Below are 23,478 nucleotides of genomic sequence, written 5' to 3'. Positions count from 1 at the left end.
TCACTGGTGTGATTCCTTTCTCGTTTCGTCCGCATCCGGCGCTGCGCCCGGGCCCTTCGAGGCACCACCGTCGGGTTCGACGCCGAAGATGGTCAGGGCCACGAGCAGGATCGCTCCGCACACGATGGCCGAGTCGGCGACGTTGAACACCGGCCACCATCCGACCGACACGAAGTCGACGACGTGGCCCTGCAGCGGTCCGGGCGAGCGGAACAGACGGTCGGTGAGATTGCCGAGCGCTCCCCCGAGGACGAGGGCGAGGCCGAGCGCCCACCACCTCGATCTCAGGGTCCGGCCGATCTTCACGACGCCGACGACGACGGCGATCGCGACCAGCGTGAGCAGCCAGGTCATGCCCGTGGCCATGGAGAACGCGGCACCGGGATTGCGGACGAGTGTCAGGGTGACTGTGTCGCCGACGATCGAGATCGGGTCGGCTGGGTCGATGTAGTGGACGGCGAGCACCTTCGTCACCAGATCCGCGACGTAGACGACGAGCGCCACGAGCAGCAGCGGCCGCAGCATGCGCCGGCCGACGGAGGGGGACGGCTCGTCGGCACGACCGGGAACCGGCGTCTCCGCGTCGCGGTCGGGTCGGGAAGCTTCGTTCGTCACCGCTCCATCATCCCCTACCGGACGACCGCGGCGGTTCCCCCTCCCGTCGTGGCTACCCTGGGTGGCGTGCCTGCGCTGTCCAGATTCCCCCGCTCGGGGCCGTGTGCCCTCGCGGCTGTGCTGTCCCTCTCCGCTCTCGTCGCCGGTTGCGGTGGTCCTTCGGACGGCGCGCCCGCCGTCACGGCGGCGACATCGACGGAGGTGACGGTGCCGGTGTCGGCGGTGACCACGACGGTGCTCGACCCCGGTGCCGAACCCCGATCGGTGGTGCGGCTCGCACCCGAGGCGGGGGTGCAGCAGAGCGTCGTCCTCACCACCCGATCCGAGGTCTTCCAGCGCGTCGGCGACGACCCGCAGCAGGACTTCTCCACTCCCGAGCTGACCCTTCCGCTCTCGGCGACGGTCGAGCGAGCGGTCTCCGGCGAGGACCCGAGCACCGTGGTCGACATCACCGTCGGATCGGCGACATCGCCGGACGAGACGCTCGGGTCGGCACTGTCCGATGCCGAGGGTTCCGGAGCCGGACTGACGATCGGGCCGACCGGCGCGATCAGTGCGCTGCGCCTCGAGCCCGCTCCCGATGCTGCGAACATCGCACGGTCGGCGATCGAGCAGGCCTTCTACCAGGCCGTCTATCGCATCGTCTCGTTCCCGGACGAAGCCGTCGGGGTGGGCGCGGTGTGGGAGATCCACCAGCAGGTGATGAGCGCGGGCATCACCCTCGACCAGGTCGGGACGGCGACGCTCGTCGAGCGGGAGGACGACCGCATCACGGTCGACGTGAGGGTCGAACAGACACCGCGCGAGTCCACCTGGGTGCTGCCGAACGGACAGGGCCGTCTCGACATCGAGCAGTACACGATGGCCGGTGAGGGGTCGATGACGATCGACGCGTCGCTCCCCCTGCCCGTCGGCGGAGAACTGACGGTGCGGGGCGATCAGACCTACGTCGAGCCGGACGGCGGAACACGCCTGTCGCAGTCGCAGGTCGACCGCGTGGGCTGGAACACCCCGGATCGGTAGTCCGGAAGATGGACGAACGCCGACGGCCGGCGCGGATGATCCGCGCCGGCCGTCGGTTCGTTCGGGACGAGTACTACATCATGCGCAGGCCGGGGACTGCAGCTGCGCCATGTTGATGACGATGGAGCACGCATAGTCCTTCGACACCTTCCAGGTGTCGTCCTCGGCGACGAAGTCGACCGTTCCGAAGGACGGCTGGTCGCTGCCCGCGAGCGCCATCTCGACACCGGCGGTGATCGTGCCGTTCTCGTTGTCGGTCACGTCGACGACGTTGACCTGCACGCCGGCGTCGTTGGCCGCCTGGGCGACCATGTTGATCAGCTCCGGATCCTCCTCGGCGCCCTGGACCAGGTCGGTCTTCTCGGCGGCCGGGACGCTCAGGTCGAAGGCGCGCGCGAGGTCGGCGTTGAGCTCCTCGACGGTGGGCACCGGCGGGTAGTCGACGGCCGGAGCCGCGGCGGTCGTGGTCGTGCTGGTCTTCGCGGTCGTCTCGGAGGAGCTACCGCCGTCGTCCGAGCTGCAGGCGGACATCGTGAGGGCGGCGGCGAGCGCCACGGTGGCGACGGTGATCTTGCGAAGCTTCAACTTCTCGTCCTTCTCGTTCGGTCGTGCACGATGTGTTCGTCGTGCTCGGTCATCCGGCAGCGGATCGCCCGCAAGAGTACCCGGCGGTAGTAAGAAGACCATGAGGGCGCCGGGAACATGTTTCAGTTCAGGCTCGCGAGCGGGTCGGCGACGCCGAGGTCGGGATCGTTCTCGTCGAGCGTCCGTGCTGGTCCCGGACCCGTGCTGTGTGTCTCGAAGCGGACGGTGACCACGCCGTGGCCCGCGCCCTGCACCCATCCGTGCCCGAATTCGGGATGGCAGACGTCGGCGCCCGGCGTCCACCGGGTGGCCGGTCCGCTCGCCGCGACGCGCTCCTCGTCGTCCTCCTCTGCCGGTCCGGTCTCCTCGGTCGTCGTCCGGTCGAGTTCGGGGAACAGGGTGTCCTGCGCGATAGCGGACAGACCCGCATAGCCCACCCCGACGAGCCGGACGGGGCCGATCTCGAGGGGATCGAGCGCGAGTCGCTGGGCGGCGGCGGTGAGCACCTGCATGTCCTCGGTGGCGTAGGGCAGGGTCGACGACCGGGTGAGCACCGACATGTCGGCCTTGCGCAGCTTGAGCACCACCGTGCGGGCGGCACGCCCGTCCTTGCGCAGGCGTGTGTGCGCGGCGGTCGCCGACGCGGCGATCGCCCGCCGCAGTCCGGGCATCGCGACGATGTCCGTGGGAAAGGTGGTCTCGGCGCTGACCTGTTTCGCCTCGGCGCGCTCCGCGACGGGCCGGTCGTCGAATCCGTTGGCGAGCCGGTGCAGTCCCGGCCCGATGGTGCCGCCGAGGATCGACGCCGCCTCGGCGACGGGCAGCGCCGCGAGATCTCCGATGGTCTCGATGCCGAGTCGCCGCAACCGGTCCTCGGCCACCGGACCGATCCCCCACAGCTTGCGCACCGGCAGGCTGTGCAGCAACGGGAGTTCGCCTTCGGGCCGGACGACGAGCAGCCCGTCCGGTTTCGCGAGACCGGACCCGATCTTCGCGATCTGCTTACCCGATCCGGCCCCGATGGAGGCGACGAGACCTGTTTTCTCCCTGACGTGTTCGCGTAACTCGGAACAGAAGCGTTCGACCTCGTCGGCGTCGGCGCCGGCGAGTTCGAGAGGTTCGGCGAACGCCTCGTCGAGAGAGAGGGTCTCGAGGATCGGGATCCGGGCGCGCAGGGTGTCGAAGACGAGTCCGCTCAGTTCGCGGTAGAGGATTCCGCGCGGAGGCAGCACGACCGCCGCCGGTCCGACGAGGCGCCGTGCCCGGCTCATCGGCATGGCAGAGCGCGCACCGTAGACGCGGGCCTCGTAGCTCGCGCCGGCCACCACCCCGCGGGCACCGAGCCCACCGACGAGGACCGGCCGGCCCCGCAGGGTCGGCCGGGTCAACTGCTCGGCGGACGCGAAGAACGCGTCGAGATCCAGGTGCAACACCCAGCGCCGACTCACGGAAGCGGGCACGTGTCGAGACTAGTGCGCCGCACCCACACGTCCGGTGGGAGGCCGCAGGTCGGTGCTTCCGGAAGGACGCTCGGTCCTTCCGGAAGCACCGGCCCGGTCACGCCCTGACGATGGACGCGCGGGTTCCTTCGCCGAGTTCGATCGCCTCGCCTTCGGGGGCGCCGAGCTCGAAGGTCGTGGCGAGGATCTCGCCGGCGATCAGATCCCGGTGGCGGTCGGCCCATTCGGCGCGTTCGGCCGGAACCTCGAACCGCACCGAGATGCGGTCGGAGACCTCCAGGCCGAGGTTGCGGCGCGCGTCCTGGAATTCGCGGATGCGGTCCTTGGCCCAGCCCTCGGCCTCGAGTTCCTCGGTGACGGTCGTGTCGAGGACCACCAGGCCGTTGCCACCCGGCAGCGCGGCGGTGGATTCCGGCTCGGCCGCGACGAGACGGCTGGTGTACTCCTCGGGCAGCAGGGCGATGCCGGCCGCGGTGACCGTGCCGTCCTCCGCCTGCGTCCAGTCGCCCGCCTTGACGGCCTTGATGACCTTCTGCACGTCCTTGCCGAGACGGGGACCGGCGGCACGTGCGTTGACGACCACCTCGAACCGGCCGTGGGCCTCGACGTCGTCGGTGGTCACGACCCGCTTGACGTTGACCTCGTCCTTGATGAGGTCGACGAACGGATCGAGATGCGACGAGCCCGGCGTCGCGACCGTGACCTCGGGCAGCGGGAGTCGCACGCGCAGCTTCTGGGCCTTACGCAGCGACAGCACGGTCGAGCACACCCCGCGCACCTCGTCCATCGCCGCGACGAGCGCGGGATCCGAGGGCAGGTCGTCGGACGCCGGCCAGTCCGCCAGGTGCACCGACCGGCCACCGGTCAGACCCCGCCAGATCACCTCGGACGCCATCGGCAGCAGCGGCGCGGCCAGGCGCGTGACGACCTCGAGCACCGTGTGGAGGGTGTCGATCGCGTCGGTGTCCTCGTCCCAGAACCGGTTCCGCGAGCGGCGCACGTACCAGTTGGTCAGCGCGTCGCAGAAGGTGCGCAGCTCGTCGCACGCCCCGGCGATGTCGACGGCCTCGAGCGCCTCGGTGATGACGTCGCGGGTCTGCGCGAGCTTGGCGAGGATGTACCGGTCGAGCACGTTCGTCGAATCGGTCCGCCAGGTGCCCGGCTTCGACGCGTACAGCTGCAGGAAGCTCCACGCGTTCCACAACGGCAGCAGCGCCTGCCGCACACCCTCGCGGATGCCCTGTTCGGTGACGACGAGATTGCCGCCGCGCAGGATCGGCGAGGACATGAGGAACCAGCGCATCGCGTCGGAACCGTCGCGGGCGAAGACCTCGTTGACGTCGGGATAGTTGCCCTTCGACTTGCTCATCTTCAGGCCGTCGTCGCCGAGGACGATGCCGTGCGCGGCAACGCATTTGAAGGCAGGACGGTCGAACAGCGCGGTGGCCAGGACGTGCAGCGTGTAGAACCAGCCGCGGGTCTGCCCGTTGTACTCGACGATGAAGTCGCCCGGGTAGTGCGTGTCGAACCAGTCGCGGTTCTCGAAGGGATAGTGCACCTGGGCGAACGGCATCGAGCCGGACTCGAACCAGCAGTCGAGGACCTCGGGGACGCGACGCATGGTCGACTTCCCGGTCGGGTCGTCGGGATTCGGCCGGGTCAGTTCGTCGATCATCGGCCGGTGCAGGTCGGTGGGCCGCACGCCGAAGTCGCGTTCGAGTTCGTCGAGCGAACCGTAGACGTCGACGCGCGGGTACTCCGGGTCGTCCGAGATCCATACCGGGATCGGGCTGCCCCAGTAGCGGTTACGGCTGATGTTCCAGTCACGGGCACCTTCGAGCCACTTGCCGAACTGACCGTCGCGGATGTGCTCGGGCACCCACGTGATCTGCTGGTTGAGCTCGACCATGCGGTCGCGGAAACGGGTGACGGCGACGAACCACGACGGCACCGCCATGTAGATCAGCGGCTGACCCGACCGCCACGAGTGTGGGTAGGAGTGCTCGATGGTCTCGTGCCGCAACAGCTTTCCGGCGGCCTTGAGGTCCTTGATGATGACCGGGTTGGCGTCGAAGACCTGCAGGCCCTCGTACGGCGGCACCATCGAGGTGAACTTGCCGCCCGGATCGAGCGGCTGCACGAGCTCGATGCCGTTGCGCTGGCAGTACTCCATGTCCTCTTCACCGAAAGCCGGTGCGAGGTGGACGATTCCGGTACCGGACTCGGTGGTGACGTAGTCGGCGGCGATCACCCGGTGCGCGTTCTCACGGCCGGCGAAGAAGTCGAAGGGCGGCTCGTAGGCGAGACCGACGAGGTCGGTGCCGCGGTAACGGCCGAGCACGTCGGGTTCCTCGCCGAGTTCGCGGGCGTAGTGGCCGAGACGATCCTGCGCGAGCAGGTAGGTCTTGTCGTCGGCGCCACGCACGGCGACGTACTCGATCTCGGGGTGCACCGCGATCGCGAGGTTGGACGGCAGGGTCCACGGCGTGGTGGTCCAGATGAGCGCGCACGCGCCGTCGAGTTCGGAACCGGGTGCACGCAGCACCATGTCGACGGTGACCGCCGGGTCCTGACGCATCTTGTAGGCGTCGTCGAGACGGGTCTCCTGGTTCGACAGCGGCGTCTGCTCGTACCAGCTGTAGGGCAGCACCCGGAAGCCCTGGTAGATCAGGCCCTTCTCGTACAGCGACTTGAACGCCCACATGACCGACTCCATGAAGTCGAGGTCGAGGGTCTTGTAGTCGTTGTCGAAGTCGACCCAGCGGGCCTGACGGGTGACGTAGTCGCGCCACTCACCGGTGTAGCGCAGCACCGACTGCTTGCAGTAGGCGTTGAACTCGGCCAGGCCCATCGAATCGATCTCGGACTTGTCCTTGATGCCGAGCTGCTTCTCCGCTTCGAGCTCGGCGGGCAGGCCGTGGCAGTCCCAGCCGAAGCGGCGGTCGACCTTCTTCCCGAGCATGGTCTGGAAGCGCGGGACGACGTCCTTGACGTAGCCGGTGAGCAGGTGCCCGTAGTGCGGGAGGCCGTTCGCGAAGGGCGGGCCGTCGTAGAAGACGAACTCGTCGGCGCCGTCACGGTTGCGCAGCGACGCCTCGAAGGTACCGTCGGAGGCCCACTGCGCGAGCACACGCTCTTCGAGCGCCGGGAAGTCGACACCCGAATCGCGCGGCAGGTCGTAGTCGACGCGCGGATATCCGGCAGTACTGCCGGCGGTTGCTGCGGTGGGATCCGGTGCAGCGTGGTTCTCGGTCACAGCGTGGCTCCTCCGTGCCTGGATACGTCTCGGCACGGGGACGATCGCCGTGCGCGTGCACGGCCACCGCGGTACCACCCCGCTTGCTCGTCCCGGGGGACGGCCACTCGTTCGGGCTGTGACGGGCCCACCCGTCCGGTTCTACTGGGCGACCGGCAAGGTCGCCGTTCTTCCGGAGGCTCCCCGGTGATGGCCGGATCGACGCCGCCCGCGATCGCGGGATCGAGCTTCACGCTCGGTGATGCATATTGTAGGACGCTTCAGCGATCCGAAGAATTCCGGTCGCCGCGACGCCGGCGCGATGCACGCCGACCGGGACGTCCGCCCGAGGCTCCGGCCTGCCCGACGGAACGGGGATCGGCCCACTCACCTTCGGCCGAACTCCGTCCGCCGAGCGTGCTCGCCAGCAGGAGCACCGCTCCCACGACGCACACCGCGATACAACCCCATGCCCAGAGCACCGAACCGGTCATCAACGCGATCACGAGAAGACCGAATCCGACAGCTGCGAGTACCAGCGTGACGACGAGCACGACGCTCCTCCTCTACCGAGGTACAGCACCAGGCCGTACAGCACCAGCCGGAGAGACCGTCGGTCAGCTGTTGCCCTTCGCGAAGGACGACGATCCGAACGACGACGACGAGTTGGACTGGTTGAACACTTCCTGTCCACCGTCCACCGGAACGGCGGAACCGCGCTGCTCGAGCTCTTCGAGCTGCGACTCCAGATAGGACTTCAGGCGCACCCGGTATTCACGCTCGAACGTCTTGAGCCGCTCGATGCGCTCCTCCAGCACCGAACGCTGCTGGTTGATCGTGGCCATGATCTCGGTGTGCTTCTTCTCCGCGTCCGCCTGCAGCGCGTCGGCCTTCTCCTTGGCCTGACGCAGCTGGGTCTCCGAACGGGTGCGGGCATCGGCGAGCATCGCGTCGGACTTCTGCCGCGCGTCGGCGATCATCGCCTCGCTGCGGGTGCGGGCGTCGGAGACGAGCTGCTCGGAGTTGGTCCGAGCGTTGCGCACGAGCTCCTCGGCCTCGGCCTTGGCGTCGCCGGTGAGGCGGTCGGCCATCTCCTGCGCGAGCCCGAGGACCTTGGCGGCCTGCATGCTCGCGTCGCCGCTCGACGGCGCAGCGGCGACCGGGACGGGTGCCGGAGCCGGCGCCGGGGCGGGTTCCGGCTTGGGTGTCTCGACGACACGCGCGGGTTCGGGTTTGGACGGGGCCGCCGGCGCGGACGACGACGCGCTGCGCGGCGCCTTCTTGGCTTCGGCAAGCTCCTGGTCGAGTTCGGCGACCCGCTGACGCAGGTCGGCGTTCTCCTCGATGAGGTTCGTCAACTCCTGCTCGACGAGATCGAGGAAGGCGTCGACCTCGTCCTCGTTGTAACCACGCTTCCCGATCGGAGGCTTGCTGAACGCGACATTGTGCACATCAGCTGGTGTCAGCGGCATGGAAGGATCCCTTCACGCGTCGAGTAAGCGGTCAAGCAGGCGTTCTGAGTAATCGACAGTGCGTTACGCGTATCAAAACCCACTGTATATGGCACTCCATTGTGGCACACGGCAGCTCCGGGACGGCTCGACCCGACGTCCGACGCAGGCATCATGCTGCGCCGCCCCTGGGCAGGAATGCCATGAGGAAATACACGATGAACAGCAAGACCATGATGGACAGATCGAGCCGTACACCACCGAGATTGAGCGGCGGAATCAGTCTCCGCAGCAGCTTCACCGGCGGATCCGTGACCGTGAAGATCGCCTCGAGAACGACGACCACGAAGCCGGACGGCTTCCACTCCCGCGCGAAGGTTCTGATGAACTCGACGATGATCCGCCCGATCAGCAGAAGCCAGAAGATGAACAGCAGGAACCACAGCACCTCGAAAACGGCCACCTGCCCACAATGCCCGACGATGACGGGTCGATCAAAACCGAAACGCCCGGCCTGCAGTGATCTGCATCATGGCCGGGCGTGTCGGAACACTCGAGGGACGGCGACGGGCATGCCACGACGGACGTGCCGTGTGCACGCCCGCGCAGCGCGCGTCGACTACTGCTGGTTGTAGAAGCCGGTCTCGGCGATACGCCGCCGTTCCTCGGCGGAGACGTCGATGTCGGCGGGCGAGAGCAGGAAGACCTTCGTGGCCACCTTGTCGAACGAACCGCGCAGCGCGAAGGCGAGCCCGGCCGCGAAGTCGACGAGTCGCTTGGCGTCGGCGTTGCTCATCTCGACGAGGTCCATGATGACCGGCGTTCCGTCGCGGAAACGCTCACCGATCGTGCGCGCCTCGCTGTAGTCGCGGGGGCGCAACGTGGTGATCTTGGACAACGGACCTCCCTCGTCGAAGAGCGCACCACGCCGGGGCTCGGCGCGCTCGAGCCGGCTCTCCGCCGTCAGTGGTGCACGGCTGGGAACCGCGCGGGCCGGGGTGGGCGCCGGACGGGGACTGCGAGCGGTGATGGGTTCGACCCGCGGACGCGGTGCCGGCTCGTACCGGTCGAACTCGTCGTGCTCGAACTCGCGAACCGGTTCCTCGCGGTGCGACGGGGCGTACTCGTCGCGATGCGACGGCGCGTAGCCGCCATAAGTGGCCTCGCCGTAGTCGCGATCACGGTCGCGGCGGCCACTCGTCGGATCGTCGAGGTACTCGTCCTCGTAATCCTCGAGCGGCACCATCCCGAAGTACGCCTTGAACTTGTGGAGTGTGCTCATCGATCGCCTTTCCCTCGCGCGGCGGATGTCATTCAGGCTAACGGTCGATACCCCAAGACCGCCGTTCCGACACGCACGCACGTCGAACCCCATCGAACCGCGTGCTCGAGGTCACCCGACATGCCCGCGGACAGCTCCACCGCCGCCGGGTGGTCCTGCAGCAACCGTGCATGCATGGCGTGAAGCTGCTCGAATGCCCGTTCGGGCTCCCACCCGAGCGGCGGCACTCCCATCAGGCCTCCGAGTTCGAGGACCTCGGACGCGGCGACCGCCTCGGCGAGGGCGGGAAGATCCTCGGCGACCACGCCGCCGCGCTCCCGGTCGCCATCGAGGCTGACCTGCAGCAGTGCCCGCAGCGGTCCGGTGCGTTCGCCGGTGTCGAGGGCGGCCCGCGCCCCCTTCTCGAAGGCCTGCACGAGACGGAGACTGTCGACCGAGTGCACCGTGTGCGCCCAACGGGCGACGGCACGGGCCTTGTTGCGCTGCACCCGACCGATCATGTGCCACTCGACCGGCGCGTCGACGCTCTCCCGGAACACGGCGATCTTCGCGCTCGCCTCCTGCTCGCGGGACTCGCCGAAGCGTTCGCATCCCAGCTCGTGGAGGAGCACGGCGTCGGAGGCGGGAAAGAACTTGGTGACCGTCAGCAACGCGACGTCCGACGGATCGCGTCCGGCGGCGCGCGCCGCGGCGTCGAGCCGCTCGCGTACGGTGGCGAGACGTCCGGCGAGTTCGTCGCGCCGCTCCTCGGAGGTGGGGCTCACGCCGTTCCCTCCTCGCCGGCCTCCTCGAGCCAGACGACCGAGGCGAACCGCCCCGTGGGTGCCGAACGCCGGTGGCTGAACAGCGAGGTGTCCTCGATCGTGCAGCGCGGATCCTCCACCACGGCGGTCACGCCGTGATCGGCGAGCTGGCGGCGCAGTCCGGCACGCAGGTCGAGTCCGGGAGTACCGCGGTTCGTGCGGGTCGCGCTACCGGGCAGGTGTGCCTCGACATCGGCCCTCATCGCCGCGGGCACCTCGTACTGCCGGCCACTCGCGGCCGGTCCGAGCAGCGCACCGATGCGATCGGGGCGGGCGCCGAGATCGACCATGACGTCGAGCACGCGCGGGAGGATCCCGATGCGCGCCCCCACCCGGCCGGCGTGCACCGCGGCGATCACCCCGGCCACCTCGTCGGACAGCAGGATCGACACGCAGTCGGCGCTGAGGGTCACGAGCGCGAGCCCGGTCTCGCGGGTGACGAGCGCATCGGTGGCGGGAACGGGTTCGGACACCGGCCCGTCGACCACGGTGACGTTGCGGCTGTGGATCTGTTCCATCCAGACGAACCGCTCGGGCGGCAACCCGATGACGGACGCGAGCCGCCGCCGGTTGGCAGCGACTGCGGCCGGGTCGTCACCGACGTGATCGGCGAGGTTGAAACTGTCGTACGGAGCTGCGGACACCCCGCCGGCTCGTGTGGTCACGACCCGGCGGGCGCGCAGCAGGCGGTGCGGAGCCGTCAACGGCGCATGAAGATCGGCACGTCGACGTCGTCGTCACCGTCGTCGTCGATGTCCACGCTGCGGGGTGCGTTGCCGCCTCCGGCCGGCGGCTGGCTGCCGACGGGGGGCTGCTCGCGCACGGGGGTGGTTTCGACGGTCTCGCGCTCGGGACGGCCGAGTTCGCCGGCGCGCGCGACGCCGATCGCACCGGGCCGACCGGCCGGCTGCTGCTGCTGCTGCGGCTGCTGTTGTTGCGCCTGCCCCTGCTGCTGCTGGCCGACCTCGACGGGACGGCGGGCAGGCGTTCCGCCCTCGAAGCCCGCGGCGATGACGGTCACGCGGACCTCGTCGCCGAGCGAGTCGTCGATGACCGTGCCGAAGATGATGTTGGCGTCGATGTGCGCGGCCTCCTGCACGAGCGAGGCAGCCTCGTTGATCTCGAACAGGCCGAGATCGGATCCGCCGGCGATCGACAGCAGCACGCCGCGCGCGCCTTCCATCGACGCCTCGAGCAGCGGCGAGTTGATCGCGGCCTCCGCGGCCTTGATCGCACGCCCCTCGCCGCGCGACGAGCCGATGCCCATCAACGCGGAGCCGGCACCCGACATGACGCCCTTCACGTCGGCGAAGTCGACGTTGATCAGACCCGGTGTGGTGATGAGGTCGGTGATGCCCTGGACACCGTTGAGGAGCACCTCGTCGGCGGAGCGGAAGGCGTCCATGAGACTGACGGCGGCGTCGCCGAGCTGGAGGAGCCGGTCGTTGGGGATGACGATGAGCGTGTCGCAGGACTCGCGCAGCGTTTGGATGCCGGTGTCGGCCTGACTGCCGCGGCGCTTGCCCTCGAACGAGAACGGACGCGTGACGACACCGACGGTGAGCGCGCCGAGCTTGCGGGCGATGCTCGCGACGACGGGAGCGCCGCCGGTACCGGTTCCACCACCCTCGCCTGCGGTCACGAAGACCATGTCGGCGCCCTTGAGTACTTCTTCGATCTCGTCCTTGTGATCCTCGGCGGCCTTGCGGCCGACCTCCGGGTCTGCGCCGGCGCCGAGTCCGCGGGTCAGTTCGCGGCCGACGTCGAGCTTGACGTCGGCATCCGACATGAGCAGGGCTTGCGCGTCGGTGTTGACGGCAATGAACTCGACTCCCTTGAGTCCCTGCTCGATCATGCGGTTGACCGCGTTCACGCCGCCACCGCCGATACCGACGACCTTGATTACGGCGAGGTAGTTGTGCGGGGGCGTCATGTGCTCTCGCCTTCCTGAAGTTCCGGGTGGTGCATGGTGTCCGGGTGGTGCTGGGTCTGGGTCTGACTCGATGTCGGTCACGTCCGCCGGTCGGGCGGACGGCTCCGCAGCGCGCTGCCCCGACAAACCCTCAACCACAGCTTGAAGGTTATGTCAAGTAACGCGACTGTCCGAAACGCTATGGCACGGGTACCGAGATTAGCCAGTAGACGCGCCGGACACGCCGGACGAATTTCGTCGATCCCTCACCTCACCGTCGGCAGGTCGGGACTCGCCACGTCGAATCGCTCCCCCGGCTGTGTCAGCAGCGGGCCGACGACCGCCGCCTTCCGCTCGGAACGATCGGTTCCACCCCACACCACGACACGCCCGTCGGTGAGGACGATCGAGATGTCGGACGGGGAGGGCGCTTCGACCGTCTCCACCTGCACGCGCAGGTCGGGCGGTAACTTGTCGAGCACCTCAACGGCGGCGCGGGTCGCGGGATCGCCGGTGCCCGGCGTCGGAGTGACGAGACGGGGAGTGAACATCGGAGGCGGCTCGACCGCGAAGTCCACTCCCTCGATGTCGACAGAGTGGGTGCCGTCGGGGGCGTCGAAGAAGACCATCGCCTCGCGCTCGGTCACTGTCACCCGGACGGTGGAGGGATAGACCCGCTGGACCCGGGCCGACGCCGCACGCGGAATCGTCGCGACCCGCTGGGCCGCCGCGGCCGTGTCGACCCGGAGCAGCGGCGTGCCCTCGGCGACCGCGAGCGCGTCGACCACCTCGTCGTAGGTGACGACCTCGATCCCGTCCACCTCGATCACCCGCACGGACAGCAATGGCGACAGCCACGCCACCGCGATGGCGCCGAGGAACACCGCGACGACAGCCGCCCCTAGCAGTACCGTCCGCAGGCGCACCGACCGCCCGGACGGGCGGCGGGCAGTGCTGCGTTCGCGGGCTTCATCGGGCTCACGCGGTTCGCGTGACGGTCGTCCGCGACGGCGGCGCGACGAAACGGCGGCGGGCGTCACGAGCTGATCGGTCCCGGTCCGGAACCGCCGGGTGCGCGGAATCCGCCGGGCTCGGCAGCCGCCCCGGCCGGACGGAAGCGACCCGGTTTGCTGTGGAGCGCGTCGAGGATCTGCCGGCCCAGCATCGTGACGTCACCGGCACCCATCGTGATCACGACATCACCCGGCCGGGTCAGACGCGCGACCTGCCGCGGCACCGCGGACAGATTCGGCTGGTAGTGCACAGGCTTGCTCACCGCCCGCGCGACCAGCGCACCGCTCACACCCGGGATCGGTTCCTCCCGGGCGCCGTAGACGTCGAGCACCACGACCTCGTCGGCGAGGTCGAGAGCCTGCCCGAACTCGGTGGCGAACGCCTCGGTGCGCGAGTAGAGATGCGGCTGGAAGACGACGATCACGCGGGGCCGTTCGGTGCCGGTCTCGGTGTAGCGCAGCGGCTCTCCCGCCACGAGTTCGGCCGCGGCCGCAAGGACCGCGCGGACCTCGGTGGGATGGTGGGCGTAGTCGTCGAACACCCGCACACCGTGTTCGCGGCCGGTGTACTGGAACCGCCGGTGCACACCACCGAAACCGGCGAGGCCTTCCAGCGCCTCGTCGACCTGCGCTCCGGCTTCGAGCGCGGCGAGCAGCGCGGCGAGAGCATTGAGCGCCATGTGCCGGCCGGGGACGGACAGTCGCACGGTGCGCGGCGAATCCTCACCCGCGAGGTGGAACTCGGCGACGCCGCCGACATCCTTGGCCTCCCAGCCGAGCAGCCGCACCCCGACGGGAACGCCGCGGTGGTCGCCCACGGTGCCGATGACGTCGGCGGTGCCGTAACCCTGCACCCGCAGGTCGTCGCGGCCGAGGGCGACGACGCGCTCGGCGAGGGCCGCCGAGCCGGGGTCGTCGAGGCAGACGACGAGCAGGCCGCCGGGGGCGATGCGGGCGACGAACTCGTCGAAGACCGCCGTGTACGCCTCCGGAGTGCCGAAGTAGTCGAGGTGATCGGCCTCGATGTTCGTGACGATCACGGTGTTCGGGTCGTACTGCAGCAGCGAGCCATCGCTCTCGTCGGCTTCGGCGACGAAGACGTCCCCGCTGCCGTGGTGGGCGTTGGTCCCGGATTCGTTGAGTTCACCGCCCACCGCGAAGGACGGATCGAGGCCGCAGTGCTGCAGCGCGACGACGAGCATCGACGTCGTGGAGGTCTTGCCGTGGGTGCCGGAGACCAGGAAGGTGCGGTTCCCTCGCATCAGCGAGGCGAGGACCGCGGGTCGCAACAGGATCGGGATGCCCCGCTCGCGGGCGGCGACCAGTTCGGGATTGTCCTTCGGGATAGCCGCGAACGTTGTGACCAGGGCGGTAGGACCACCCTCCAGCAGGTCGAGAGCCTCGGCGGCGTGGCCGATGCGGACCTGCGCGCCGCGGGCCCGCAGCGCGAGCACACCGCGGCTCTCCTTCGCGTCGGAACCCGATACCTGTCCCCCACGGGCGAGCAGGATCCGGGCGATGCCCGACATCCCGGCACCGCCGATACCGACCATGTGCACCCGCTCGAGTTCGGCGGGTAACTGCGCACTCATCGTTCACTCCTGTTCGGTTCCACTCCGGCAACCTCGAGCACTATGCGCGCCATCTCGTCTGCGGCGCTGCGGTGACCAGCGGCCGCGGCGCTGCGCCCCATCTCCACGAGTCTCCGCTCGTCGCCGAGCAGCGACACCACTTCCGTGGCGACATAGTCCGAAGTCAGGTCGCCGTCGGCGACGATCCTGCCACCGCCGGCCTCGACGACGGGGCGGGCGTTGAGTTCCTGTTCACCATTCCCGTGCGGGAGCGGCACGTACACGGCGGGCAGACCCACCGCCGAGACCTCCGCGACCGTCATGGCCCCGGACCGGCAGACCACCGCATCGGCGGCGGAGTACGCGAGGTCCATCCGTTCGAGATAGGGCACGGTGACGTACGGGGCGCGGGCGTGACCGACATGGGCGGGGATGTCCACGGTGTTCTTCGGTCCGTGCGCGTGCAGCACCGCGATGCCGGCCTCCGCGAGTGCCGAGGACGCGCCGGACACGGCCTCGTTCAGCGAGCGTGCACCCTGCGACCCACCGAAGACGAGCAGCACGGGTACGTCGTCGGGCAGACCGAAGTGCCGGCGTGCCTCCGCGCGCAGCCCGGCGCGGTCGAGACCGGTGATCGACGAGCGGACCGGGATCCCCACGATCTGCGCGTCACCGCCCCGGACGATTCCCGAGCGCGGGACGGCGGCGAGCACGCGCTCGGCCCGCAGGGCACCGATGCGATTGGCGATGCCCGCACTGGCATTGGCCTCGTGGACGACGACCGGGATGCGCCGGCGTCGACGCAGCGGACCGGCTCCGGCCGCGAAATAGGCGGGCAACGCCACGTACCCGCCGAAACCGACGACGACGTCGGCGCCGACCTCGTCGAGGATCTGCCTGGTACGGCGCACCGACGAGACGACCCGGCCGGGAAGTCTCAGCAGGTCCACCGTCGGCTTGCGGGGCAGCGGCACCGGTGGGATGAGTTCGAGGGGATATCCGCGGCGCGGCACCAGCGTCGTCTCGAGTCCCCGTTCGGTGCCGATCGCGGTGATCCGCGCGTCGGGCACGAGTGCGCGAACGGCATCGGCCACCGCGAGTGCCGGTTCGATATGACCGGCCGTGCCGCCTCCGGCCACCACCACCGACAGTGCCGGCCTCTCCCCACTCACCTACGGTTCCCTCTCTCTCCGCTTCGTCCGTTCGATCCGCGTGTCGCGCGGTTCGTCTGCTGCCGGCCGCGAGCCGGTTCGCGTCCAGGTTGTGCACGCCGGGCCCGGCCGGTCCCCTCCCGGGGTTCCGTCCGGCCCGCCGATGTCCGGCGGTCCGTCGCGGCTCCCCGTTGCCGCTCGTTCGGTGCGGGGGACTGCCGCTTGCGCGATCCCCCACCTTTCGACGCGGGGCGGGCACTGCGCTCGGGCGCCGCGGCCCGCGCTCGCGGCTGTCGTGCTGCGACCGTACGCGCCGCCGAGGAGCGACCGGCCCGGTAGGCCTCCGGCTTGCGCAGGCGCAGCAGCCGCGCGAACCGGCCGTCCTGACCCGCGTGCAGCGCGGCGATGGCCTCGGGTTCGTGTCTGGCTGCGTTGGCGATCAGGCCGAACATCAGCAGGGTGGTGGCCGTCGAGGTACCACCGGCCGACACGAGCGGCAACTGCAGGCCGGTCACGGGCAGCAGTCCCACGACGTAGCCGATGTTGATGAAGGCCTGGCCGATGATCCACGTCGTCGCCGTCGCAGTGAACAGGCGCAGGAAGGGGTCGGCCGAACGCATCGCGATCCGCAGTCCGACATAGGCGAACAAGCCGAACAGGCCGATGACGGCCACTCCACCGAGGAAGCCCAGTTCCTCACCGATGATCGCGAAGATGAAGTCGTTGTGGGCGTTGGGCAGATAACTCCACTTCGCGCGGCTCTGACCGAGCCCGCGACCCCACAGGCCGCCGTCCGCGAGGGAGAACTTCGCCTGTCGCGCCTGGTAACCGGCACCCTGCGGGTCGTCGCCGGGGTTGAAGAAGGCCCGCACACGCTGCGAGCGATAGCCGGCCGTCAAGGCCAGGATCACCGCGAGTGTGGTGGCCGTGCCGACGATCCCGAGGAACACCTTGAGCGGCAGTCCCGCGAACCACAACAGGGCGATCACGATGATCACGATCGAGACGGTGGTGCCGAGGTCGGGCTGGAGCACGATCAGGCCGGTCACGAGCAGGGCGGCCGGGACGAGCGGGACGAGCATCTCGCGCAGCGTCGAGTTCTCCCCGCGCCGGGAGGCGAGCAGGTGCGCACCCCACACGGCAAGGGTGATCTTGGCGATCTCCGCCGGCTGCAACGAGATACCGGCGATGACGAACCACCCCCGGGTGCCCTGCGAGACCGTACCGATGCCCGGTATGAGCACGAGCACGAGCAGCACGACCGAGAACGCGAACGCCGGGAAGGCGAAGCGTCGCATCACCCGGACCGGGATCTGCAGCGCGATGTAGAAGATCACCATGCCCAGGACGGCGAAGATCGCCTGGGAGGTGAACAGTCCGTAGGCCGATCCCGCCGCGGCCACCGCGCCGACGCTCGACGACGACAGCACCATGACGAGGCCGAGCACGGTGAGCAGGACGGCGATCGTCACCACGAGATGGAAGGACGCGAGCGGTCGCGCCATCCAGGCCCCGAACCGGCCGCGTACTCCCACCACCGGCTCGTCGGTGTTCGCCCCTGCTCGGGTCGCTCCTGCCCGAGGGGTCACGGTTGCGTCCCGCCCCCGCGGAGTTCCTCGACCGCGGACGCGAAACTCCGGCCGCGCTCCGCGTAATCGGCGAACATGTCGAGCGATGCCGCGGCCGGGGCGAGCAGCACCGTCTCCCCCGGCGAGGCGAGTGCGGCCGCTTCCCGGACCACCACGCGCATCGCGGCAGGACCGTCGGCGCCCGGTGCCACGGCCCTCCTCACCGAAGACGTGTCGGTCTCGCTCGTCGCATCGGTCATCGCTTCATCGTCGCCCGTGTCCACGACGACGACCGGGACCTGCGGGGCGTGTCGCGCCAGCGCGTCGGCGATGTCGCCGGCGTCGCGGCCGAGCAGCACGGCTCCGGACAGTCGCGGCGCAACCTCGGCGACCAGGTCGTCCACGCGGGCGCCCTTGAGCAGACCACCGGCGATCCACACCACGCGGTCGCGGGCGAGCAGCGAACTACGGGCCGCGTGCGGATTGGTCGCCTTCGAATCGTCGATGTACTCGACGCCGTCGACCTGCCCGACCGGCGCGGCGCGGTGCGGACCGACGCGGTGCCGTCGCAGGCCGTCGTGCACCGCCGAGGCGGGCACGTCGATGGCCCGGGCGAGGGCTGCGGCCGCGAGTGCGTCGGACAGTCCGGCAGGGCCGGGCGGCGTCACGTCGTCCACCCGGGCGAGCACGGCGGAATCGGCGAACGCCCGGTCGACGAGCAGTTCGCCGCTGATCCCGAGTTCGCCTTCCTGTGGATAGCCCAGGGTGAAGCCCACGGTGACCACGGCACGGGACCGGTCGCCGAGACCACCGGCGATCGGGTCGTCGAGACCGATGACCCCGACGGCGCCGGTGAGCGCACCGAGTTTGGCCTCGATGTAGTTCTCGATGCCGCCGTGCCAGTCGAGATGGTCCTCGGCGATGTTGAGCACGACGCCGGCCTCGGGCCGAACCGAGGGCGCCCAGTGCAGCTGGAAGGACGACAACTCGACGGCGAGTACGTCGGCCCGCGGTTCGTCGCGGCGCAGGGCGTCGAGCACGGGAAGACCGATGTTGCCGCACGCGACGCTGCCGAGGCCGGAGGCCTCGAGGATCGCGTGCAGCATCATGGTCGTAGTGGTCTTGCCGTTCGTCCCGGTGACGGCCAGCCACCGACGGGCCGGTCCGTAGACCTCGGCGCGGTCGATGCGCCAGGACAGTTCGATGTCGCCCCAGATGGGGATCGCCGCGCCGGCCGCGCGCGAGAGCAGCGGGGCGTCGGGCGGGAATCCGGGACTCGTGACCACCAGGGCGAACTCGCGCAGCGCAGCGGGGTCGTCGACGAGACTGTCGAGGTCGACCGTCCGGGCGCCGAGCGCCGCGCACTCGGCCAGTGCCCGCTCGTTGCGGTCGGTGACGGTGACGTGGGCGCCGAGATCGGTAAGGGGTTCGATCGTCGCGCGGCCGGACACCCCTGCCCCGGCGACGAGCACCGCCCGTCCTCTGAGCCGTTCGAGTTCGTCGTTCACGGTCAGTCCCCGATCGCCGCGAGGTATTCGCTGTAGAAGAGGGCCAGACCGATCGCCGAGGCGATGGCGGCGAGCAACCAGAACCGGATGATCACCGTGGTCTCGGCCCATCCGCCGAGTTCGAAGTGATGGTGGAAGGGTGCCATCCGGAACACCCGCCTGCGGCTGGACCGGAAGACCGCGACCTGGATGACCACCGAGGCGGCCTCCGCGACGAACAGCGCGCCGATGACCACCATGAGCAGCTCGGTGCGGGTCGTGATGGACAGACCGGCCAGCATGCCGCCGAGGGCGAGCGAGCCCGTGTCGCCCATGAAGATCTTGGCCGGTGCGGCGTTCCACCACAGGAAGCCGATGCAGGCGGCGGCGCCGGCGGCGCACAGCAACGCGAGATCGAGCGGATCACGGACGTCGTAGCACCCGGCGGTCGGCTCCACGGCGCACGCGTTGCGGTACTGCCAGAAGGTGATGATGACGTAGGCGCCGAGCACCAGCGCCATCGAACCCGCAGCGAGACCGTCGAGGCCGTCGGTGAGGTTCACCGCGTTCGACCATGCGCTGACCAGCAGATAGACGAACAGGATGAACACGATCGAGCCCATCGAGACCGTGGCGATGTCGCGCACGTAGGACAGATCGGTGCTGGCCGGGGTGAGACCGTCCGCATTGCGGAACTGCAGCGCGAGGATGCCGAAGCCCACCGCGACGACCAGCTGGCCGACCAGCTTGGCCGTCTTGTTCAGACCGAGATTGCGCTGCTTGCGGATCTTGATGAAGTCGTCGAGGAAGCCGACGCCGCCGAGCGCCGTCGTCAGGCCGAGCACGAGCAGACCCGAGGCCGTGGGACCTTCCGCGTCGTATCCCGTACCGATGAGATGCGACCCCCAGTAACCGGCCCACAGACCGGCGAGGATCGCGACGCCGCCCATGGTGGGGGTGCCGCGCTTGGACTGGTGGCTCTGCGGGCCCTCGACCCGGATCTCCTGCCCGAAGCCCTGCCGGGAGAACATCTTGATCAGGAGGGGGGTGAGCAGGATCGAGACTGCGAGCGCGATGCCCGCCGCGAACAGGATCTGTCTCACCGGGCGTCCTCCGTCCCCACAGCAGCGTCGTTGTCTCCGGCACCGGGGTCGTCCGCGAGGACGGCCTCGGCGACGGTCCACAGTCCCACGGACTGCGATGCCTTCACGAGCACGATGTCGCCCGGTTGCAGTTCGTCGCGCAACAACGCGATCGCGGCGTCGGCATCGGGTACGTGGCTCGCTTCCTCACCCCACGATCCTTCCATCACGGCGCCCTGGAACAGACCCCGGACCGGCCGCGTGGCACCGACGGCGATGATGCGGGTGACGTCGAGGCGCACGGCGAGGCGTCCGATGGCGTCGTGGGCGACGACGGCGTCGTCCCCGAGCTCGGCCATCTCCCCCAGCACCGCGAAGGTGCGCCGGCGATCCGGACCGGACCGCGCCATGGTGACCAGGGCCTTCACGGCTGCGCGCATGGAATCGGGATTGGCGTTGTAGGCGTCGTCGATGACGGTCACCCCGTCGGATCGGGTCTGCACCGCCATGCGGTGCGCCGAGACGGGACCCGCCGTCGCGAGCGCCTCGGCGGCCTGCGCGACCGTCGCACCGCACTCCACGGCGACGGCGATCGCCGACAGGGCGTTGCCGATCTGGTGTTCGCCGTGCACGGCGAGCCGCACGGGCACGCGCCGCTCCTGTCCGTCGGCGCCGGGGACGACGGCGGTGAAGGAGGCACGCGCCTGGTCGTCGAGGTGGATGTCCTCGGCGCGATAGGCGGCACCGGACCCGGTCCCGACGGTCACCACACGACCGGTGGTGCGGGTCGCCATCTTCGACACGAGGGTGTCGTCGGCGTTGAGGATCGCCACTCCCCCCTCGGCGGCGCTGGGCAGCGCCTCGACGAGTTCGCCCTTCGTCTCGGCGATGACCTCCTGCGAGCCGAACTCGCCGAGGTGTGCGGTACCGACGTTGAGCACGACACCGATCCGCGGCGGGGCGATGCGGGTCAGGGTCGCGATGTGCCCGGGGCCCCGCGCCGACTTCTCGAGGACGAGGAACCGGGTGGATTCGGTGGCGCGCAGCGCGGTCCAGGGGTGGCCGAGTTCGTTGTTGAACGAGCCGGGCGGGGCGACGACCTCACCGAGCGGTGCGAGCACGGCGGCGATCATGTCCTTCGTGGACGTCTTGCCCGCCGAACCGGTGACACCGACAACGGTGAGGCCGGCGCCGGTGAGCGTGTCCACCACGGTGCGGGCGAGCTTCGCGAGGCCGACGAGCACGGCCGCGCCGGATCCGTCGCTGTCGTGTTCGAGCGCGAGGGTGTTGGTCTCGGTCGGCGGGATGGGCGGCACCACGATGGCGGGCACACCCACCGGCCGTGCGGCCAGGACCGCGACCGCACCGGCGGCGACGGCGGCCGCGGCGTGATCGTGCCCGTCCGAGCGCGCACCGGGCAGCGCCAGGAACAGGCCGCCGGGACCGATCCGTCGCGAGTCGAACTCGACGGAACCGGTCACCTCGGCGGACGGATCGTCGACGTCGTGCAGGGTGCCCCCGACGACCTCCGCGATCCGAGCCAGTGTCATCGGGATCATGCCTTGCCTCCGTGATGCGAACCGCCCGCAGCAGGCGGATGGTCACCGTCGGGTCCTGCGGTCCGGTACTTGTCGAGAGCTGCGCCGAGGACCTCGCGGTCGTCGAAGGGGTGCTTCACTCCGTCGATCTCCTGCCCCGTCTCGTGGCCCTTGCCGGCGACGAGGACGACGTCGCCCGGGCGGGCCCACGCGACCGCGGCGTCGATCGCCGCGGCGCGATCGCCGATCTCGAGGATCTCGCCGCGTTCGGCCGCCGGGACGGAGTGTGCACCGTCGAGGACGGCCGCGCGGATGGCGGCGGGGCTCTCGGTTCGTGGGTTGTCGTCGGTCACGACCACCAGATCGGCGGCCCGCGCCGCGACCTCGCCCATGATCGGCCGCTTCGTCCGGTCGCGGTCGCCGCCCGCACCGACGACGACGGCGATGCGTCCCTCGGTCGCGGCGCGCAGGGTTCCGATGACCGCTTCGAGCGCCGCGGGCTTGTGGGCGTAGTCGACGACGGCGAGGAAATCCTGACCGCGCTCGACCCGTTCGACCCGGCCGGGCACCGCGACATCGGCGATACCGCGGATCGCGGCGTCGATGTCGGCGCCCACCTCGGCGCAAAGCGCTACGGCGAGAGCGGCGTTGGTGACGTTGTAGCGGCCCGGCAGGCCGACGGTGGCGCGGCGGGCGATCCCGTCCGGACCGGTCAGGGTGAACTGCTGCACTCCCGTCTCTTCGGGGACCTCGTCGGTGACCGTCCAATCGGCCGCAGCGCCGGCAGCGTCACCGGCGTCACCCGTGGTGACCGTGCGGACTGCGGTCGCGTCGTCGCGGCCCGCGCGCGCGACCTCGGCCATGCGACGTCCCCACACGTCGTCGGTGCACACCACCGCGCGGCGGGCCCGGACCGGCGAGTCCTCGGCGAACAGCCGGGCCTTCGCGCCGAAGTAGTCGTCGAGGTCCTTGTGGAAGTCGAGATGGTCCTGGGACAGGTTGGTGAACCCGCCGACGGCGAACTCGGTGGCGTCCACGCGACCGAGTGCGAGGGCATGGCTGGAAACCTCCATCACGACCGTGTCGACACCGCGTTCGCGCATGACGGCGAACAGGGCGTGCAGCTGCGGCGCCTCGGGTGTCGTGAGGGTGCTCGGCACGCGAATGCCTTCGATCCGGGTCTCCACGGTCCCGACGAGACCGACGACGCGTCCGGCCGCGACGAGGCCTGCCTCGACGAGATAGGACGTCGTGGTCTTACCGGACGTGCCCGTGATGCCGATGACCTGCATGCTCCGGGAGGGGTGTCCGTAGACGGTGGCCGACGCCGCCCCCAGCGCGACACGCGGTTCGGGATGGACGAGGACCGCGACCGAATCGGAGGTGGCCTCGGCGACGAGGTCGCGACCGGCCTCGTCGGTCAGCACGGCGACCGCTCCGCGTTCGAGCGCGGTGCCCGCGTAGGAGGCGCCGTGGGCGCGCGCGCCGGGCAGCGCGGCGAAGACGTCGCCGGGGCGGATGCCCTGGGCGCGCAGGTCGATGCCGGTGATCGCGGCCGCGCGGGCCGCATCCTCTCCGGCGGCTGCATTGACGATCTCGACGCGCGCCCCGATGGCGTCGGCGAGAACCGAGATCTGCGTCATCGGTGGGTGCTCGGGTCTCCGCCCCTCCTCCGGAGGAGCCGGATCCGGACTCGATGGCA

20 protein-coding genes are annotated in these 23,478 nt (G+C 69.9%); 1 reads left to right on the top strand and 19 read right to left on the bottom strand.

Features of this window, described 5'->3' with window-relative positions; all coding sequences use genetic code 11:
• Positions 1 to 615, bottom strand: coding sequence for a signal peptidase II (gene lspA / locus NVV99_RS14120; protein WP_024101258.1), 615 nt, complete (start codon positions 613 to 615; stop codon positions 1 to 3).
• A gap of 66 nt (positions 616 to 681) precedes the next feature.
• On the opposite strand from lspA, the gene NVV99_RS14115 reads away from it, so the two are divergent.
• On the top strand, positions 682 to 1,638 hold the full coding sequence (locus NVV99_RS14115; protein ID WP_024101259.1) for a hypothetical protein: 957 nt from the start codon (positions 682 to 684) through the stop codon (positions 1,636 to 1,638).
• 78 nt (positions 1,639 to 1,716) lie between these two features.
• On the opposite strand, the gene NVV99_RS14110 is transcribed toward NVV99_RS14115, so the two are convergent.
• From NVV99_RS14110 to NVV99_RS14025, 18 genes are all read right to left on the bottom strand, one after another.
• A complete protein-coding gene (locus NVV99_RS14110; RefSeq protein ID WP_024101260.1) occupies positions 1,717 to 2,223 on the bottom strand; it encodes a hypothetical protein in 507 nt (168 codons plus the stop codon).
• Positions 2,224 to 2,345: 122 nt separating this feature from the next.
• Positions 2,346 to 3,656: a DNA polymerase IV gene (locus tag NVV99_RS14105; protein WP_041803391.1), complete on the bottom strand. Its 1,311-nt coding sequence runs from the start codon at positions 3,654 to 3,656 to the stop codon at positions 2,346 to 2,348.
• A gap of 124 nt (positions 3,657 to 3,780) precedes the next feature.
• Positions 3,781 to 6,939, bottom strand: coding sequence for an isoleucine--tRNA ligase (ileS, locus tag NVV99_RS14100; protein WP_024101262.1), 3,159 nt, complete (start codon positions 6,937 to 6,939; stop codon positions 3,781 to 3,783).
• Positions 6,940 to 7,199: 260 nt separating this feature from the next.
• On the bottom strand, positions 7,200 to 7,472 hold the full coding sequence (locus NVV99_RS14095; RefSeq protein ID WP_006554130.1) for a hypothetical protein: 273 nt from the start codon (positions 7,470 to 7,472) through the stop codon (positions 7,200 to 7,202).
• A gap of 63 nt (positions 7,473 to 7,535) precedes the next feature.
• Positions 7,536 to 8,390 carry a DivIVA domain-containing protein gene (locus tag NVV99_RS14090; RefSeq protein ID WP_006554131.1) on the bottom strand — a complete coding sequence of 285 codons (855 nt, stop codon included), beginning with the start codon at positions 8,388 to 8,390 and terminating at the stop codon, positions 7,536 to 7,538.
• Positions 8,391 to 8,541: 151 nt separating this feature from the next.
• A complete protein-coding gene (locus tag NVV99_RS14085; protein ID WP_006554132.1) occupies positions 8,542 to 8,832 on the bottom strand; it encodes a YggT family protein in 291 nt (96 codons plus the stop codon).
• Between the two features lie 156 nt (positions 8,833 to 8,988).
• The gene (locus NVV99_RS14080) at positions 8,989 to 9,651 is read right to left on the bottom strand and encodes a cell division protein SepF (RefSeq protein ID WP_024101263.1); all 663 of its coding nucleotides are present in this window, start codon (positions 9,649 to 9,651) and stop codon (positions 8,989 to 8,991) included.
• 32 nt (positions 9,652 to 9,683) lie between these two features.
• Positions 9,684 to 10,415, bottom strand: coding sequence for a YggS family pyridoxal phosphate-dependent enzyme (locus NVV99_RS14075; RefSeq protein WP_024101264.1), 732 nt, complete (start codon positions 10,413 to 10,415; stop codon positions 9,684 to 9,686).
• A complete protein-coding gene (gene pgeF, locus NVV99_RS14070; RefSeq protein ID WP_016691805.1) occupies positions 10,412 to 11,158 on the bottom strand; it encodes a peptidoglycan editing factor PgeF in 747 nt (248 codons plus the stop codon). The genes NVV99_RS14075 and pgeF overlap by 4 nt, the downstream gene beginning before the upstream one ends.
• On the bottom strand, positions 11,155 to 12,387 hold the full coding sequence (gene ftsZ, locus NVV99_RS14065; protein WP_024101266.1) for a cell division protein FtsZ: 1,233 nt from the start codon (positions 12,385 to 12,387) through the stop codon (positions 11,155 to 11,157). Before ftsZ ends, pgeF begins: the two co-directional genes overlap by 4 nt.
• Before the next feature lie 245 nt (positions 12,388 to 12,632).
• The gene (locus NVV99_RS14060; protein ID WP_033097684.1) at positions 12,633 to 13,292 is read right to left on the bottom strand and encodes a cell division protein FtsQ/DivIB; all 660 of its coding nucleotides are present in this window, start codon (positions 13,290 to 13,292) and stop codon (positions 12,633 to 12,635) included.
• Positions 13,293 to 13,402: 110 nt separating this feature from the next.
• Positions 13,403 to 14,971, bottom strand: coding sequence for a UDP-N-acetylmuramate--L-alanine ligase (gene murC / locus NVV99_RS14055; RefSeq protein WP_024101267.1), 1,569 nt, complete (start codon positions 14,969 to 14,971; stop codon positions 13,403 to 13,405).
• Positions 14,968 to 16,122 carry an undecaprenyldiphospho-muramoylpentapeptide beta-N-acetylglucosaminyltransferase gene (gene murG, locus NVV99_RS14050; RefSeq protein WP_024101268.1) on the bottom strand — a complete coding sequence of 385 codons (1,155 nt, stop codon included), beginning with the start codon at positions 16,120 to 16,122 and terminating at the stop codon, positions 14,968 to 14,970. Before murG ends, murC begins: the two co-directional genes overlap by 4 nt.
• On the bottom strand, positions 16,119 to 17,606 hold the full coding sequence (gene ftsW / locus NVV99_RS14045; protein WP_051424921.1) for a putative lipid II flippase FtsW: 1,488 nt from the start codon (positions 17,604 to 17,606) through the stop codon (positions 16,119 to 16,121). The genes murG and ftsW overlap by 4 nt, the downstream gene beginning before the upstream one ends.
• A gap of 80 nt (positions 17,607 to 17,686) precedes the next feature.
• Complete coding sequence (gene murD, locus NVV99_RS14040) at positions 17,687 to 19,177, bottom strand: UDP-N-acetylmuramoyl-L-alanine--D-glutamate ligase (RefSeq protein WP_024101270.1); 1,491 nt, start codon at positions 19,175 to 19,177, stop codon at positions 17,687 to 17,689.
• Positions 19,178 to 19,179: 2 nt separating this feature from the next.
• Positions 19,180 to 20,259: a phospho-N-acetylmuramoyl-pentapeptide-transferase gene (gene mraY / locus NVV99_RS14035; protein ID WP_006554142.1), complete on the bottom strand. Its 1,080-nt coding sequence runs from the start codon at positions 20,257 to 20,259 to the stop codon at positions 19,180 to 19,182.
• A complete protein-coding gene (gene murF / locus NVV99_RS14030) occupies positions 20,256 to 21,797 on the bottom strand; it encodes a UDP-N-acetylmuramoyl-tripeptide--D-alanyl-D-alanine ligase (protein WP_024101271.1) in 1,542 nt (513 codons plus the stop codon). The genes mraY and murF overlap by 4 nt, the downstream gene beginning before the upstream one ends.
• Positions 21,794 to 23,419 carry a UDP-N-acetylmuramoyl-L-alanyl-D-glutamate--2,6-diaminopimelate ligase gene (locus tag NVV99_RS14025; RefSeq protein WP_024101272.1) on the bottom strand — a complete coding sequence of 542 codons (1,626 nt, stop codon included), beginning with the start codon at positions 23,417 to 23,419 and terminating at the stop codon, positions 21,794 to 21,796. The genes murF and NVV99_RS14025 overlap by 4 nt, the downstream gene beginning before the upstream one ends.
• Positions 23,420 to 23,478: the final 59 nt, after the last annotated feature.

The organism is Rhodococcus sp. PAE-6 (assembly GCF_025290685.1).
Classification (GTDB): Bacteria; Actinomycetota; Actinomycetes; order Mycobacteriales; family Mycobacteriaceae; genus Rhodococcus; species Rhodococcus pyridinivorans.
This window is presented reverse-complemented; position numbering and strand designations above follow the sequence as displayed.